Origin of the sequence: Streptomyces sp. NPDC026092 (assembly GCF_040638605.1) — a bacterium.
Classification (GTDB): Bacteria; Actinomycetota; Actinomycetes; order Streptomycetales; family Streptomycetaceae; genus Streptomyces.
Map to the genome: position 1 here is coordinate 158728 of NZ_JBEZYN010000005.1, position 14932 is coordinate 173659.

Genomic DNA, 14932 nt, shown 5'->3' on the forward strand with positions numbered 1-14932 from the left:
GATCTACGCGTGCGGATCGCTCGGCAGCTCCGCGAGCTCGATGCCGAACAGGTCCCGGTACGCCGCCCACACCTCCTCGTCCCCTTCGAGCATCCGCTCGCTGCGCTCGCCGTCCACGTGCGTGACGAGCTTGTGGCCGCTGAGGGTGACCCGGCCCGCGTCGGTGAGCCGGGTGCAGACGAGGGAGCGGGGGAAGTGCGAGTCCGGTGAGGTGCGGTGGTACCAGGCGCCCGCCGTGAAGTCGGCGAGCACGCGCGGCCGAGTCTCCAGCCGGTACTGCGGCTTGCCGTTCCGCAGCAGGTCCAGGTCCCCGTCCTCGGTCTCCACGACACGGAACGTGCCGGCGGGGTCGGCCTGGTCGCCCCGCTCGTCCAGCGCCAGCGGGAAGTGGCTGTGCTCACCGAACCCGACATCCGCGAGCCACCGCCCTTCCGTCTCCGTCTCCACCAGGACCGCCATGTGGTCGTACGGAATGCCCAGCCGGCCGCCCTCGCCGAACACGCGCGCCTGCAGGAGCGTGACGCCGAAGCCGAGCTCCCGCAGGAGAGCGGCGAACGTCCCGTTGATCTCGTAGCAGAACCCGCCCCTCCTCGCCCCGACGACCTTGTCGAGCAATGCCTTCTCCTCAAGGACGATGTTCTCGCCGAGGTGGATCGACAGGTTCTCGAAAGGGACCGTCTTCAAGTGCCGCAGTTGCAGGTCGCGCAGGGCGGCCACGTCGGGGCGGTCCGGTCGCTCCGCTCCGATGCGCCGCAGGTACGCCTCGACGGGGACGTCCGGGTTCTGCTGGGTGTGAGTGGTCATGCACCGAGTCTGCCGGGCCCTCCCTCCGCCCGCCCATGAGTCCCTGGACCTAGGCCTGTTGCCCGAGGTCCGTCGGCCGAGGCGGCACCCGTACCGCCCCGACTACCGTGCGAGCCATGGCCGATCATGAACCGCCCCACCCCAGCCCACGCCCTCGCGCCCAGCGCAAGCAGGACGTCCTCGACCGGCTCGCGACGGAGGAGGACATCTGGGTCGCGACCGCCTCCACCGACGGCGAACCGTGCCTGGTACCCCTGTGGTTCCTCTGGGACGCGGGTGCGGAGACGGATGCGGGGACGCTCCTCTTCTGCACGAAGCGGAACAACCCCACGGCCCGCAACCTCACCCCCCAGAGCGAGGTCCGGCTCAGCCTCGGCCACACCCGCGACGTCGTCCTCATCGACGGCACGGCCGAGAAAGTGGAGGGCACCGACCTGCCGACGCCCTCGGCGGACGCCTTCGCGGCCAAGCTCTCCTGGGATCCACGCGGCGCGACCGACTGGGTCTACCTCCGAGTCACCCCCAGGACGGTGCGAGCCTGGCACGAGGAGCACGAACTCAAGGGCCGCGTCCTGATGCGCGACGGCGCCTGGCTGGCCTGAGGCCCGGAGCGCCCGGGGCGGGCCGGGGCTGGCGGCCGCCCTCACAGACTCGGCACGGCCGTCAGCGCCGGCCCCACCCCCGTGACCGCGATCGCCCCGTCCCGGTCCGTCCGGAGCACCTCCGCTCCCCCGGCCCGCAACGCCTCGACCGTCACCGGCGCGGGATGGCCGTACGGGTTGTTCCGCCCGGCCGACACCAGCGCGAGCCGTGGCCGGACCGCCCGTATCAGCCCGGGATCCTGGTAGGCGGAACCGTGGTGGGCGACCTTGAGCACGTCCACCGGGCCGAGCTCGGGGTGGGCCCGCAACAGGCCCTGCTGGGCCGGTGGTTCGAGGTCTCCCAGGAGCAGCAGCCTCAGTCCCTCCCGGGTCCGGACGAGTAGGGTGACGCTGGCGTCGTTCGGCCCTGACTCCTCCGGCCCCGCCGCCCCGGGCATCCCGGGCGCCCCCGCCGGCCACAGCACCTGCCACTCCAGCGGCCCCAGCCGTCTCCGCTCCCCCGGCGACGCGCGGATGACGGGCACCCCCGCCGCCTGGGCCACGCGCCGTACGGCCGCCACCTGCCCCCGGGGCTCTTCCAGCCCCGTCGTCTGGATCGCCCCGACCGACCGGCCCCGCAGGACCCCGGGAAGCCCGGCGACATGGTCCGCGTGGAAGTGGGTCAGGACAAGCAGCGGGATCCGCCGGACACCGAGATCGTGCAGGCAGCGGTCCACCAGGGCCGGGTCGGGCCCCGCGTCCACGACGACGGCCGTTTCCCCGCCGGCCGCGAGCACGGTCGCGTCGCCCTGCCCCACCTGACACATCGCGAACGTCCAGCCCGGCGGCGGCCAGCCGCTGACCAGCCGGGTCAACGGCGCCGGTCGCACCACCGCGAGGAACAGCAGGACGACACAGCCGACCGCCACTCTCCGCCGGTACGGCAGCTTCCACGCCCCGAGCACCACGAGGCCGAAGAGCCCGGCCAGGAGCAGCCCGCCCCACCAGCCGCCGGGCCAGCCGGCCTCCGCGCCGGGCAGCGCGGCACCCGTCCGGGCCACACCGGCGATCCACCCGGCGGGCCAGGCCGCGACCTCCGCCACCAGCTCCGCCGCCCGGAGCGAGACCGGGGCGAGCGCGAGCGCGGCGAAGCCGAGCACCGTGGCCGGGGCCACGGCCACCTCGGCGAGCAGGTTGCTGGGAATCGCGACCAGGCTCACCCGGGCGGCGAACACCGCCACCACGGGCGCGCACACCGCCTGAGCCGCCAGGGCCGCCGCCAGCGCCTCGGCGAGCCTGCCCGGCACCCCGCGCCGCCGCAGCGCGTCACTCCAGCGCGGCGCGATCGTGAGCAGAGCCCCGGTGGCCAGGACCGAGAGCAGGAATCCGTAACTCCGCGCCAGCCACGGGTCGTAGAGCACCAACAACAGCACGGCGGCGGCCAGCGCGGGGATCAGCGACCTGCGCCGCCCCGTGCCGATGGCGAGCAGCGCGACCGAGCCGCAGGCCGCCGCCCGCAGCACACTCGGATCCGGGCGGCACACGACCACGAAGAGGAGCGTCAGGCCTCCCCCGATCACCGCGGTGGCCCGAAGCGAAAGGCCGAGCCGGGGTGCGAGCCCACCCCGCTCCACCCGCATCGCCGCTCCCGGCCGCCCGATCAGCAGGAGCAGGACAACCGTGAGGTTGGATCCGGACACGGCCAGCAAGTGAGCGAGGTCCGTGGCCTCGAAGGCGTCGCCGAGTTCCGGATCGATCCGCGAGGTGTCGCCGACGACGAGCCCGGGCAGCAGCGCCCGCGCGTCACCGTCGAGGTCCTCGGTCGCTCGGCGCAGCCCCGCCCGCAGCTCCCCGGCCGTGCGCTGCACGCCGCTCGGCGGCCCGGTGATCCGGGGCGGTCCGGATCCGTCGACCCGCAGCGCCGCCGCGAACCTGTCCCCCGGGCGCATCGAGGGTGCCAGCCGTCCGACGAGCCGCAGCCGGGTCGAGGGCAGCAGCCGCAGCCACTCCCGCTGGGCCTCCCCGGCCGGAACGATCACCAGGACCGGTGTCCTGGTCCGGTGCGAGGCTCCGCTAGCCGCCTCGACGAGGGTCGCCTCGCCGTTGAGGACGACGGAGACCGGGGCCGTCCTGTCGCCCCGGATCCGGGGCCGGGTGAGCCGGGGATCGGAGGTGACCGTGACCTCCGATCCCACCCGGGCGTACTCCTCCGCGAGCCCGGGCACGGGCCCCCGCCTCAGGTCCGCTCCATGCAGCCCGCCCGCGGCGGCACCGGCGGCCGCGCAGAGCAGCACAGCCGCCCCCGCAGTACCCCGAAGCCACCACCCACCCCCTTCCCGACCGCCCCCCTCCCGACCGACCTCCCTACCGGCCCTTTCCCGACCGACCCCCTCCCGACCGGCCCGCACGCGAACCGCCACCATCAAGACCCCCGCCCCCGCCAGGCAGACGAGCACCCCCACGCACACCCACCACCCGGCCACCCCCACCGCGAGCCCGGCCGCTCCCCAGGCCGCCAACGCGGGCGGAACGAGCCGAAGATCGGTGGGCCCCTCTTCGAGCAGCCGGCCGCGCCACGACGGGGCGGGCTCCTCCGGCACCTGGCGGGCGTTCATGGCCGTACCAGCGGCGCGAGGTCCGCGAACCGGCGTTCCCCGATGCCATTGACCTCGCGCAGCTCGGCCACCGACCGGAATCCACCGTGCTCCGCACGATGGTCGACGATGTGCTGGGCAAGGACCGGACCCACTCCGGGCAGGGTGTCGAGCTGCTCCACCGTCGCCGCGTTCAGGCTCAGCGGTGCCGCCCGCGATCCGGCCGCCGCTCCAGCGCCTCCCCCGCCCACCCCCGGAGCACCGCGCACGACCGCCGCCGGCGTCACCCCGACCGCGACCTGTTCGCCGTCCATCAGGACCCGGGCGCGGTTGAGGCCGGTCAGGTCCGTCCCCGGCCGGGCTCCTCCGGCGGCCCGCAGGGCGTCCGCGACCCGCGACCCGGCCGGCAGCGTCAGTACCCCGGGCCGCCGTACCTTGCCGCTCACGTCGACGACCACACCCGACGGCGACGCCCCGGGTGTCGGCGCCGCCGAGGCGCCCGGAGACACCCCGGCCTCCGCCGGCGGCGCCGCATGCACGATCTCCGGCGCCCTGACCGCCTCCGGCCTGCCGGTCCAGAAGTACCGCCCGGCGAATACGGCGGCCACGACGAGGACCACGGCCAGCGCGGCCAGCGTCCGCGGTTCGAGGCCGCACCGGGTCTGCACCCACACCGGCAACCGTTCGCTCAGCGCCGTCCGCAGCCGCTCCCACCGTCCGGGAGCCGCCCGGTCCTCCCGAGGTCCGGGTGGTTCGACCACCTCGGGCTCTCCCCATTCCGCCGGGGATCGAGTCGGCGCGGCAGGCCGGGTGGTGGCGGGGAAGAGCGCCTCGCCCCGGCGTCGTACGGCCGCGCCGTTCGCCGCGACCGCGCGCCTTCCCCGGGCCCGCGCGGGAGGCGAGCCCCGCCCTCGGACGCGCGTGCGCCCGTCCGATCCCGGAGCGCGGCCCGGACCGCCGGCCGCGCCCCCGGTCGTACGACGAGCCGTGGGGCGGGTGGAGTTGACGACGGAGGGACGGGTTGCGAGATGTGTGCGAAGGGCCATGGACAGGACGGTAGGCACATCCGTCCGAATCCGCTGAGACCCGTCGATTTCCGTGGACAGACGCCCAGTTGTGGAAAAACCCGTCACTCACACGAGGGACGGACCCGTCAGCGCGGCGACACGACGACGGCGAGGAGTCCGGGCCCGGTGTGTGCGCCGATCACCGCGCCCACCTCGCTGGCCTGCAACTCCTCAAGCCCCGGCACGCGTTCACGCAGCCGGTCGGCGAGCACGGCGGCCCGTTCGGGCGCGGAGAGGTGGTGCACGGCGACGTCGACCGGGCCCGCGCCCGCCCGTTCCACCGCGATCTCCTCCAGGCGGGCGATCGCCTTCGACGCCGTCCGCACCTTCTCACGCAGCTCGATCCGGCCTCCGTCGAGCTGGAGCAGCGGTTTGACGGAGAGCGCCGAACCGAGCAGCGCCTGCGCGGCACCGATCCGCCCGCCCCTGCGGAGGTACTCCAGCGTGTCGACGTAGAAGAAGGCGGAGGTTCCGGCGGCCCGCTTCTCGGCGGCGGCGACGGCCTCGTCGATCGAGCCGCCGGCGTCCACGACCTCCGCCGCCGCGAGCGCGCAGAAGCCGAGCGCCATCCCGACCATGCGGGTGTCGATCACCTTGACCGGCACGGGGGCGTCCTTGGCCGCCACGACGGCGGCGTCGTACGTACCGGACAACTCGCTGGAGAGGTGCAGCGAGACGATGCCCGTCGCACCGGCCTCGGCCGCCGCGCGGTAGGTCGCCGCGAAGACCTCGGGCCCGGGCCGCGAGGTGGTCACGGGCCGGCGCCTCTGGAGTGCCTGGGCCAGTGAGCGGGCCGAGATCTCGGTGCCCTCTTCGAGCGCTCTGTCGCCGATGACGACGGTGAGCGGGACCGTGGTGATGCCGTGCCGCTCCGTCGTCTGCGGTGGCAGGTAGGCCGTGGAATCGGTGACGATCGCGACATGCCGGGACATGAGCGGGAGGTTACCCGCCGGGGCCGCTGCGCGGCAGCCCGCCCCCGCGTTCCACGACGTCAGGTCGTGGTCTCGGGCCGGGCGGACTTCTCCCACGGGTAGGTGGTCGCGCGCGGGTCGCGGGCCGTGATCGCCTGCGGCGCCTGCCGGTCCGGGGTCTCCCCGTCCGGGCGGGGTCCGGCCTCCGCGTCACGACCTCCGTCGGCCCGCGCGTCCGCCTCCGCGGGCCAGGTCTGCCCCCGCTCGGCGTCCGGCGCCGGGGCGCCGGCGGCGGGCCAGGAGAAGTCGTCCGAGCCGGGATCCTGGGCGGTCGACCCGGACCAGTGGCGCAGCGCGCCCGCCTCCAGGTCGATCTGGGCGCTCAGCGAGCCCAGGTCGTCCTCCGCGAACTTCCGCGCCCGGTCCCTGGCGGCCCAGCGCAGCGAGTCGGCCGAGTGCGTGATCCGCTCCGTGCGCTCCCGCAGGTCCTTGAGCTGTGCGGACACGCGCGCCTTGTCCGGCTCGCGCTCCAGCCGCTTGAGGTCCTCGTCCAGCTCGTGGCCGTGGGCGCTCAGCCGTGCGAAGAGGTCGAGGGACTCCCGCAGCGAGGCGTCCTCGGCCACGCCCGCCTGCAGGGCGTCCTGCGTCGCGCGCATCGAGGTCCGCAGGGAGAGCCGCAGCTGGGCCAGCTCACCGCCGACCCCGCCCTGTCCGTAGCTCTTGGCGCGCAGCGTGGTGTCCTCGACGGTGCGCCGGGCCTGGTGGATCGTGCGGTCGACACCGCGCTTGGCGGCCTTGACCGCCTTCACGGTCGCGTACACCCCCAGCGCCACGAAGGCGAAGAAGAGCAGCGCCATGATCACAATCGCGGCTTCCATGTCCGCCCCTCCGGCGTGGGTCGAATTCCCTGGGCTGTCGTTCTTCCACGGTAAACGGAACGGGCAGGCCAGAGGTTCCAATGGAACCCCCAACCTGCCCGTAGGGGAAACCCCTCATACCGCGCTGCCGGCATCAGCCGCCGAAGCGGCTGATGCCGGCAGAGGCAGCAGAAGCGGCCAAAACCGCCGAAGCTACCCGGCGACGATGTTGACCAGCTTCGGCGCCCGCACGATGACCTTGCGGATCTGCGTGCCGCCCAGCGCCGCGACCACGTTCGCGTCGCCCAGGGCCAGCGTCTCCAGCTCCGCATCCGTGATCGCCGGGGAGACCTCCAGGCGGGCCTTGACCTTGCCCTTGATCTGCACGACGCAGGTCACGGTCTCGTCGACGACGTACGCCGGGTCGGCGACCGGGAAGTCCTGGTGGACGACGGAGGCGGTGTGGCCCAGCTTGCGCCACAGCTCCTCGGCGATGTGCGGGGCCAGCGGGGCGACCAGCAGCACCAGCCGCTCGGCGACCGAGCGGGAGACCGGACCGCCCACCTTGGTCAGGTGGTTGTTCAGCTCGGTGACCTTGGCGATGGCGGTGTTGAAGCGCATGGCCGCCATGTCCTGCGAGACGCCGTCGATCGCCTTGTGCAGGGCGCGCAGCGTGTCCTCGTCCGGCTCGGTGTCGACGACGGTCGCCGCACCGGTCGCCTCGTCGACGATGTTGCGCCACAGCCGCTGCAGCAGCCGGTACTGGCCGACCACCGCGCGCGTGTCCCACGGGCGGGAGACGTCCAGGGGGCCCATCGCCATCTCGTACAGGCGCAGGGTGTCGGCGCCGAACTCGGCGCAGATCTCGTCCGGCGTGACGGCGTTCTTCAGGGACTTGCCCATCTTGCCCAGGACGCGGCTGACCTTCTCGCCCTGGTACCAGTAGCCGCCGTCGCGCTCCTCGACCTCGGCCGCCGGCACGGCGATGCCGCGCGCGTCACGGTAGACGAAGGCCTGGATCATGCCCTGGTTGTACAGCTTGTGGAACGGCTCGGCCGAGGAGACGTGGCCCAGGTCGAACAGCACCTTGGACCAGAACCGCGCGTACAGCAGGTGCAGTACGGCGTGCTCGGCACCGCCGACGTACAGGTCGACGCCACCGGTGGGCATGCCCTCGCGGGGGCCCATCCAGTACTGCTCGATCGCCGGGTCGACCAGCTTCTCGGAGTTGTTCGGGTCCAGGTAGCGCAGCTCGTACCAGCAGGAACCGGCCCAGTTGGGCATGGTGTTGGTCTCGCGGCGGTACTTCTTCGGCCCGTCGCCCAGGTCCAGGGTGACGTTGACCCAGTCCTCGTTGCGGGACAGCGGCGTCTCGGGCTGGGTGTCGGCGTCGTCCGGCTCGAAGGTGCGCGGCGAGTAGTCCTCGACCTCGGGCAGCTCCAGCGGCAGCATCGACTCGGGCAGCGAGTGCGCGACACCGTCCTCGTCGTAGACGATCGGGAAGGGCTCGCCCCAGTAGCGCTGGCGGCTGAACAGCCAGTCGCGCAGGCGGAAGTTGACGGTGCCCTCGCCGATGCCGCGGTCGGCCAGCCAAGCGGTGATCTTCGCCTTGGCCTCGACGACGCCCAGGCCGTCCAGGGAGATCTCGTCGTTCGCGGAGTTGACCAGCTTCGCCTCGTACGAGGCGAAGGCGTCGTCCCAGTCGGCCGGGTCGGTGCCGCGGTCGTCGCTCGGCTCGACGACGCAGCGCATCGGCAGCTCGAAGGCGCGGGCGAAGGCGAAGTCGCGGGTGTCGTGGGCGGGGACGGCCATGATCGCGCCGGTGCCGTATCCCATCAGCACGTAGTCGGCGATGAAGACCGGGACCTGCTCGCCGCTGACCGGGTTGGTCGCGTACGCGCCGGTGAAGACACCGGTCTTGTCCTTGGCCTCGGCCTGCCGCTCGACGTCGGACTTGGACGCGGCCTGCTTACGGTAGGCGGCGACGGCGTCGGCAGGGGTGGCGTGCCCGCCCGTCCACACGTCGTGCGTGCCGGCCGGCCACGCGTCCGGGACGATCTTCTCGACCAGGTCGTGCTCGGGCGCCAGGACCATGTAGGTGGCGCCGAACAGGGTGTCCTGGCGGGTGGTGAAGACGGTGATCGCACCGGCGTCGCCGACCTGGAAGTCGACGCGGGCGCCCTCGGAGCGGCCGATCCAGTTGCGCTGCTGCAGCTTGATGGCCTCGGGCCAGTCCAGCGCGTCCAGGTCGTCCAGCAGCCGGTCCGCGTAGGCGGTGATGCGCATGTTCCACTGGCGCAGCTTGGCCTTGAAGACGGGGAAGTTGCCGCGCTCGGAACGGCCGTCGGCGGTGACCTCCTCGTTGGCCAGGACGGTGCCCAGGCCGGGGCACCAGTTGACCGGCGCGTCGGAGGCGTAGGCCAGGCGGTACTCGCCCAGGACGTCGGAGCGCTCGGACGCGTTCAGCTCGCTCCACGCGCGCGTGGAGCCGGGGACGTCACGCGTGCCGTTCTCGAACTGCTCGACCAGCTCGGCGATCGGGCGGGCCTTCTCGGCCTCGTCGTCGTACCAGGAGTTGAAGATCTGCAGGAAGATCCACTGCGTCCACTTGTAGTACTCCGGGTCGATCGTCGCGAACGACCGGCGCTTGTCGTGGCCCAGGCCCAGCCGGCGCAGCTGGACCTTCATGTTCTCCATGTTGGCCTCGGTGGACACGCGCGGGTGCGTGCCCGTCTGCACGGCGTACTGCTCGGCCGGCAGGCCGAAGGCGTCGAAGCCCAGGGTGTGCAGCACGTTGTGGCCGGTCATGCGCTGGTGGCGGGCGAAGACGTCGGTGGCGATGTAGCCCAGCGGGTGACCGACGTGCAGGCCCGCGCCCGAGGGGTACGGGAACATGTCCATGATGAACTTCTTGGGGCGGGCCGCGACGGCCGCGTTGCCCGCCAGGTCACCCGTCGGGTTCGGGGCCTCGTAGGTTCCCTCGGCGTCCCAGAAGTCCTGCCAGCGTGCCTCGATGTCGGCGGCCATGGTCGCCGTATAACGATGCGGGGCCGCCGTCTCGGCAGCCGAATTCATCTCGCTCATGATCCTTGAAGCTCCATCGATCGTCTCTGCCCACTGCCCGCGAACTGCACTGCCACGAAATGAAAAATCCCCTCGCACAGGAGGGGACGCCGCGCCGATTCCGACCGGATCTTTCATCCGTCGGGACTGATCAGCGCGGCTCGCTAAGCAGAAGGCGTACGGCACGCATGGCGTCAGGGTACCGCAGGGCCCACAGGGGTCGCACCGACGTTCCGCCCGCCGGTCACCCGACTGCCGACCGCGCCCGGGGCGCCCGGGTTACTCCGCGTATCGCCCCTATCCGGGGCAACCCCAGAGTCAGTTCTCGGTCGCGTACCGCGTAAACGAGCAAACCACCTACCGCTCGGTATGGAGCGACTTAGCATGCCGCAACGGGACCGCTTATCCGCACCATTCGGAGTCGCACCCATGAACCCTCATCGCAAGATCCGCTCTTCCCCCGTTCCGCGAACCGGTGTGAGTCGGCCGGTTCAGGGCGGGACATACGTCGCGGGGCTGGTGATCATTCCCCTGCTCGTCCTCGGCGGCGGTGACGGCTTCCGAGCCGCCCTCGACTTCACCAGCGGCGTGCTGTCGCTGGTGTCCCTCACCGCGTCCGTCGCGTGGGGTCTGATCGCGAGCGACCGGCTGCTGCTCTCCACCCGGCACCGGCTGCTCGCCCAGGGGATCCACCGCGCCACCGCGGTCGCCGCGCTCGGCTTCCTGCTGCTGCACGGCACCGTGAAGGTCGCCCTCGGCCGGGTCGAGCCGGTCGGCGCGCTGCTCCCCTTCGGCCTCGGCGTCACCGGGAGTTCGGCGCTCATCGGCTTCGGCTCGCTCGCCGGGCTCCTCATGGTCGTCACGGCCGCCACCGGCGCCCTGCGCAGCACCCTGGCGGGCCGGAGCCGTTTCGCCGCCCGCTGGCGCCCGCTGCACATGCTGGCCTACCCGGCCTGGTGCTTCGCCCTGGTCCACGGCCTGTACGCGGGCCGGCCCGCCGCCACCTGGGTCCTCGTCATGTACTGCCTGGCGCTGACCGCGGTCGCGGCGGCCGTCTCGCTCCGCATGCTGCCCGCCCCGGCACAGCGGGAGCTCGTGGACCGGGTCGCCCGCCTCCTGGCGTCCCTGGAGGGCCGCACGCGGCCCCCGGGGCCGGACAGGACGGCCGAGAGGCCCGAAGGCCCTGAGAGCGCCGAGAGCCCGGCGAGCCCGCCCGCCGCGCCCGTCCCCGAGGAGCCCGCCACCCTGTCCGCCGAGTGGCTCGACCGTCCCGCCCCCGGGGTCCCCGGCGGCTTCTCGGCCGCCTACCGCGCGGTCTCCCGCGCCATCGCCGAGCCCCGGCCCGACCAGGCCCCGTACGTCACGCAGAGCGTGCCGTACGCCTCGGAACCGACCCCGTACCAGCCCGAGGCCACCCCGTACCAGCCCGAACCCACTCCGTACGCAGCCGCGGCCGATCCCGTCGGACCCGCCCCGCTCGCCGAGCGCGTTCCCCTGACCGAGGAGATACCCGTCGTCCCCGAACCGCCCCGCCGCCCCGGCTTCTGGCCCGCCCCCTCGCCCCCGATGCCGACCTACGCGGCCCCGGCCCCGACACCGACGTACGGGGCGCCGGCCTCGATGCCGACGTACGGAGCCCCTCCCCCGGCGCCGACGTACGCCAGCCCGCCGCCCGCGGGTGAGCCCTGGACCGCGCCCTCAGGAGAACGCCCGTGAACGCACCGCTCCCCGACGTCCCCGAGGTCCGGGTGGTCGGCCTGCCCCAGCTCACCCAGGGTTTCGACCTGGTCGAGCGGCTCGGCCTCGACATGCACCTGAAGGTGCACGGCCCGCTCGACCCCATGAGCGGCGAGTTCCTGGCCCGGCTCGCGGACGAGATGTCCCTCCACGGGCGCGGTGGCGCCGGATTTCCCTTCGGCCGCAAGCTCAGAGCGGTCGGCGAGGCGGCGATCCGCCGTGGGGTCCGCCCGGTGGTCGTGGTCAACGGCAGCGAGGGCGAACCCGCCTGCCGCAAGGACACCGTGCTGCTCAACCGCGCCCCGCACCTGATCCTGGACGGCGCGCTCCTCGCGGCGGAGGCCCTCGGTGCCCGGACGCTGATCGTGGCCGTCACCCGCAACTCCACGGAGATATCCGTCCGGGCCGCGCTCGCCGAGCGCGGCCTGTCCGACCGGCGCGGACAGGGTCTACGCGCGCGTGTCGTCCGTACTCCCGAGCGGATGGTCTCCGGAGAGGCCTCCGCGGTGATCCGCGCGGTGAGCGGCGGCCCCGCCCTGCCGCCCGGCCGCCGGGAACGCGCGGCCGAGTCCGGGGTGGGCGGCGCGCCGACGCTGCTGTCCAACGCCGAGACCTTCGCCCAGCTGGCGGTGGCGGCCCGGATCGGTCCGCGCCGCTACCGCCACACCGGTCTGGACGCGGAGCCCGGCACGGTCCTGCTGACGCTGTCCGGCGCGGTCGCGCGCCCCATGGTCGTCGAGGTGCCGACCGGCGTCCCGCTGCGGTACGTGCTCCAGCTCGCGGGTGCCCCGGTGCTGCCCCAGGGCGTGCTCACGGGCGGCTACCACGGGAGCTGGATCGACTCGGCCGCGGTCGACGACGCGGTCGTCTCGCGGGCGTCCCTCGCGGCCGTGGGCGGTGCGCTCGGGGCCGGGGCGATCCTGCCGATCGGACCGGAGACCTGCCCGCTCGGGGAGTCGCTGCGGGTCGCGAACTGGCTGGCGGCGGAGACCGCCGGCCAGTGCGGGCCGTGCCGGCTCGGGCTCCCCGCGGCCGCCGGCGGTCTCTCCGACGTCCTGAACGGCGGTGGCCCGGCCGCGCTGGAGGCGCTGCGGGCGGTCACCCAGGCGGTCAAGGGCCGGGGCGCGTGCAAGCACCCGGACGGTTCGGCCCGCTTCCTCGCGTCGACGCTCTCGGCGTTCACGGACGATCTGGCCGCCCATGTCCTCGGCGGCGGCTGCGGCCGCCCGACCCTCGGCGTACTGCCGCTGCCAGGACCCGGCTACCAGGACACGGAGGAGTCGATTCCGAGCGGCGAGAAGCTGGCCGTGGACTGGACGCTCTGCCAGGGGCACGGGCTGTGCGCGGACATCGTGCCGGAGCTGATCCGGCTGGGCCCGGACGGCTATCCGGCGCTCGCCGACGCCTCCGTGCCCACGCATCTGCGGGGCCGGGCCCAGCGGGCCGTACGCCGCTGTCCCGCGCTGGCGCTCCGGATGGAGCAGACGACCCAGGAGCGGCCGGCGCTTCCGCCGGGCGGCGGCCGCAAGGCGCTGGGCAGCGGCAGGGGTTGACCCCAGGAGCCGTGGACGGCCACAGACGGCCACGCATGAAGAAGCGGACCATCCGATCCGGATGGTCCGCTTCTTCGTTTTGTGGAGCTAAGGAGAATTGAACTCCTGACCTCCTGCATGCCATGCAGGCGCTCTACCAACTGAGCTATAGCCCCGCGCTGTCCGCCCCGTTCCGGGTTTCCCCCGCGGCGACAGACAGAACATTAACCGGCCGCCCGGGGGATCACCAAATCGTTTCCCTGGGCGTTCGAACGCGGCCGGTAGGGTCCCCCTCTGTGACCGTGCCCGTGATCGCCCGCACCCGCGCCCGCCAGTGGCCCCTCGCCACCGCCGTGGCGGTATGTCTCCTGTCGTTCGTCGCCTTCTGGGTGGCGCAGCGGCTCGCCCACGTGAACATGCTCGACGTGATGGTCTACCGGGCCGAGGGGGAGACGGTCCGGGCCGGTGGCGATCTCTACGCGATGCGCGCCACCTCGGCGAACCTCGCCATGACCTACCCGCCCTTCGCGGGGCTGATGTTCGTCCCGCTGACGTTCGTCGACGTCCCGCTGATGCGGACGCTGGCCACGGCCGGGAACCTGCTGCTCGTGGTCGCGCTGGTCCAGCTCTCGCTGCGCCTGGTTCGGCCGTCCCTCACCGGCGAGCGGCTGTGGCGCGCCACGCTCCTGGTGGCGGCGGTCGTCGTCTGGTCCGAGCCGGTGTGGACGACGCTGCGGTACGGGCAGATCAACCTGCTCATCGCGGTGGCCGTGCTGTGGGACTTCACACGCCGCGAGGGCAGCCGCTGGGCGGGCGTGGGCATCGGTCTGGCGACTGCGGTGAAGCTCACACCGGGCCTCTTCGTCGTCCTCCTGCTGGTGGCCGGGCTGCTCCAGTGGCGCCGGGAGCGGCGCTGGAACGCGTGGCTGCGGATGGCCGCCACGGCGACGGCGGTGTTCCTGGGGACGACCCTGGCCGGCGCGCTGGCCCTGCCGTACGACTCCAAGCGCTTCTGGACCCACACACTCTTCGAGACGGGCCGGGTCGGCTTCGCCGAGGAGACCGCGAACCAGTCGCTGCGCGGAGTGCTGGCCCGGCTGCTGCACACCGACGACCCCGGTCTGCTGTGGGCGGTCGTCGCGGCCGCGCTCGGCGGCGCGGCGATGGCGCTCGCGGTCCGGGCCGCGCTGCGCGGGGACAAGGCGCTGGCCGTGATCGTCTGCGCGGTCACGGCGCTCATGATCAGCCCGATCTCGTGGTCCCACCACTGGGTGTGGTGCGTGCCGCTCCTGGTACTGCTGGTGGACCGCCGCGAGCGGATACGGCCGGCCTGGACGGTCTGGGCGGTACCGCTGGTCTTCGCCTCGTTCGCGCTCTGGTGGGTGCCGCACGACCCGGGCCGCCCCGAACTCGACCAGAACGCCGGTCAGATGCTGCTCTCGGCGATCTATCCGCTGACCGCGACGGCGCTCTTCGTGGGGTACGCGCTCACGCGCCGGGCCCCGACTGGGCCTCAGGCCCCGGCCCGGCCTCGGACCCCGGCCCCGCGTCAGGCCGTGGCGAAGGAGTAGAAGCGCTTGAGGGTGCAGTGTTCGTCGAGGAGCCGGCCGTAGATCGGCTCCCCTTCGAGCTCACGGTAGGTCTCGATGGGGTCGCCTTTTATGATCAGCGCCCGCGCGCACTCCTCGCACCAGTACTGGTAGTCGACGTTGACCGGGTCCATGTCACGGACGATGGGCGTACCACTGCCGCACCAGTCGCATTTCCGCCTGTGCGCACCCATCAC

Annotated in this window: 11 protein-coding genes and 1 tRNA gene; 4 read left to right on the forward strand and 8 right to left on the reverse strand. The window is 73.2% G+C overall.

The genetic code is table 11. The features are described from left to right. Positions 1-3: 3 nt before the first annotated feature. The gene (locus AB0F56_RS10230) at positions 4-804 is read right to left on the reverse strand and encodes an arylamine N-acetyltransferase (protein WP_362006485.1); all 801 of its coding nucleotides are present in this window, start codon (positions 802-804) and stop codon (positions 4-6) included. Positions 805-920: 116 nt separating this feature from the next. Here AB0F56_RS10230 and AB0F56_RS10235 point away from each other — a divergent pair, with 116 nt between their 5' ends. Beyond that, positions 921-1406, forward strand: coding sequence for a pyridoxamine 5'-phosphate oxidase family protein (locus AB0F56_RS10235; protein ID WP_362006487.1), 486 nt, complete (start codon positions 921-923; stop codon positions 1404-1406). Between the two features lie 41 nt (positions 1407-1447). Here the strand turns inward: AB0F56_RS10235 and AB0F56_RS10240 are convergent, their stop codons facing one another. From AB0F56_RS10240 to leuS, 5 genes are all read right to left on the reverse strand, one after another. Continuing rightward, positions 1448-4000, reverse strand: coding sequence for a ComEC/Rec2 family competence protein (locus AB0F56_RS10240; protein WP_362006490.1), 2553 nt, complete (start codon positions 3998-4000; stop codon positions 1448-1450). Next, complete coding sequence (locus AB0F56_RS10245) at positions 3997-5025, reverse strand: ComEA family DNA-binding protein (RefSeq protein WP_362006493.1); 1029 nt, start codon at positions 5023-5025, stop codon at positions 3997-3999. The genes AB0F56_RS10240 and AB0F56_RS10245 overlap by 4 nt, the downstream gene beginning before the upstream one ends. Before the next feature lie 107 nt (positions 5026-5132). Continuing rightward, a complete protein-coding gene (locus AB0F56_RS10250; protein ID WP_362006495.1) occupies positions 5133-5978 on the reverse strand; it encodes a DegV family protein in 846 nt (281 codons plus the stop codon). A 59-nt stretch (positions 5979-6037) separates the two neighbouring features. Continuing rightward, positions 6038-6835 carry a hypothetical protein gene (locus AB0F56_RS10255; RefSeq protein WP_362006497.1) on the reverse strand — a complete coding sequence of 266 codons (798 nt, stop codon included), beginning with the start codon at positions 6833-6835 and terminating at the stop codon, positions 6038-6040. Between the two features lie 192 nt (positions 6836-7027). After that, positions 7028-9898, reverse strand: a complete 2871-nt coding sequence (gene leuS / locus AB0F56_RS10260) for a leucine--tRNA ligase (RefSeq protein WP_362006499.1) — start codon at positions 9896-9898, stop codon at positions 7028-7030. A gap of 498 nt (positions 9899-10396) precedes the next feature. On the opposite strand from leuS, the gene AB0F56_RS10265 reads away from it, so the two are divergent. Together AB0F56_RS10265 and AB0F56_RS10270 are read left to right on the forward strand one after the other, a co-directional pair. Continuing rightward, positions 10397-11593 (forward strand): hypothetical protein, encoded by a 1197-nt coding sequence (locus AB0F56_RS10265; protein ID WP_362006502.1) that lies wholly within the window; start codon positions 10397-10399, stop codon positions 11591-11593. After that, positions 11590-13167 (forward strand): NADH-ubiquinone oxidoreductase-F iron-sulfur binding region domain-containing protein, encoded by a 1578-nt coding sequence (locus tag AB0F56_RS10270; protein ID WP_362006505.1) that lies wholly within the window; start codon positions 11590-11592, stop codon positions 13165-13167. Before AB0F56_RS10265 ends, AB0F56_RS10270 begins: the two co-directional genes overlap by 4 nt. Positions 13168-13249: 82 nt before the next feature. On the opposite strand, the gene AB0F56_RS10275 is transcribed toward AB0F56_RS10270, so the two are convergent. Then, positions 13250-13322 (reverse strand) — tRNA-Ala (locus tag AB0F56_RS10275). A 120-nt stretch (positions 13323-13442) separates the two neighbouring features. Between AB0F56_RS10275 and AB0F56_RS10280 the strand changes: the two genes are divergently transcribed. Next, positions 13443-14717, forward strand: a complete 1275-nt coding sequence (locus AB0F56_RS10280) for a glycosyltransferase 87 family protein (RefSeq protein WP_362006507.1) — start codon at positions 13443-13445, stop codon at positions 14715-14717. On the opposite strand, the gene AB0F56_RS10285 is transcribed toward AB0F56_RS10280, so the two are convergent. After that, positions 14696-14929 (reverse strand): hypothetical protein, encoded by a 234-nt coding sequence (locus AB0F56_RS10285; protein WP_362006510.1) that lies wholly within the window; start codon positions 14927-14929, stop codon positions 14696-14698. The genes AB0F56_RS10280 and AB0F56_RS10285 overlap by 22 nt on opposite strands. Between the last annotated feature and the right edge of the window lie 3 nt (positions 14930-14932).